Here is a 994-nt window from a genome sequence, read left to right as displayed (position 1 = left end):
CCGCCTATCAGCATGCGATTGATAAACTGGTCGCCGAAAAGGGCTATCAGAGCTGGGACGTCATCAGCCTGCGCGCCGATAACCCGCAAAAAGAGGCGCTGCGGGAAAAGTTCCTGAACGAGCACACCCATGGCGAAGACGAGGTGCGGTTTTTTGTCGAGGGCGCTGGCCTGTTTTGCCTGCACATTGGCGACGAGGTGTTCCAGGTGCTGTGCGAAAAGAACGATCTGATTTCGGTTCCCGCCCACACTCCGCACTGGTTTGATATGGGATCAGAACCGAACTTCACCGCCATTCGCATTTTTGATAACCCGGAAGGCTGGATCGCCCAGTTTACCGGCGACGATATCGCCAGCGCCTACCCGCGGCTGGCGTAACGTCAAACTGTCGTCAGTCTTAAACCGCCAGGCGCGGGCTTTGCCGGAGGCGGCGCATACCGCGCCTTCTCCGGGCTACCCGCCCCGCCGCCGGCGAGCGCCAACGCCTAAACTTCAATAAACTTCGGCGGATCAAAGGCGGTGATCGGCGGCAGCTCCTCTCGCCACGGGGCGATCTCCACCCAGCAGCTCTGGGCGCTACAGCCCTGTCCCAGGCGCGAACTGCCGCGATCCTCGGTTAATACGTTGGGATTACCGTGCTTATCGAGCGACCGTTCTTCCTTCGGATCCAGCGGGTCATACCAGGCGCCGGTGGACATCTGTACCACGCCGGGCAAAATCTGCTCGCTCAGGTGCACGCCCGCCAGAATCGCCCCGCGGTCGTTATAGACTTTCACCACGCTGCCTTCGCGGATATCCCTTGCCTGCGCATCGCTCGGATGCATCCACAGCGGCTCGCGTCCCTGAATTTTCGTCGCCAGGCTGACGCTGCCGTGGTCGTACTGACTGTGCAGGCGGGCGCGCGGCTGGCTGGAGAGCAGATGAAGCGGCCAGCGCGCCGCCTCCTGCCGCTGGCGGGCGGCCTCCTGTTCATCCCACCACGGATGGCCAGGGCA

The 994-nt window shown here is 62.4% G+C and carries 2 protein-coding genes; one reads left to right on the top strand and one right to left on the bottom strand.

The window, feature by feature from the left end; translation table 11 throughout:
- A partial coding sequence (locus KHQ28_RS28840; RefSeq protein WP_211777810.1) for an acireductone dioxygenase occupies nt 1-377 on the top strand: 377 nt, incomplete at its 5' end.
- A gap of 107 nt (nt 378-484) precedes the next feature.
- Here the strand turns inward: KHQ28_RS28840 and KHQ28_RS28835 are convergent.
- Nucleotides 485-994 (bottom strand): molybdopterin dinucleotide binding domain-containing protein (locus KHQ28_RS28835; RefSeq protein WP_323131625.1); only part of this gene is annotated, 510 nt, incomplete at its 5' end.

Origin of the sequence: Klebsiella sp. 28, from assembly GCF_018223905.1 — a bacterium.
In the GTDB taxonomy this organism is placed as follows: domain Bacteria; phylum Pseudomonadota; class Gammaproteobacteria; order Enterobacterales; family Enterobacteriaceae; genus Klebsiella; species Klebsiella pneumoniae.
This window is presented reverse-complemented; position numbering and strand designations above follow the sequence as displayed.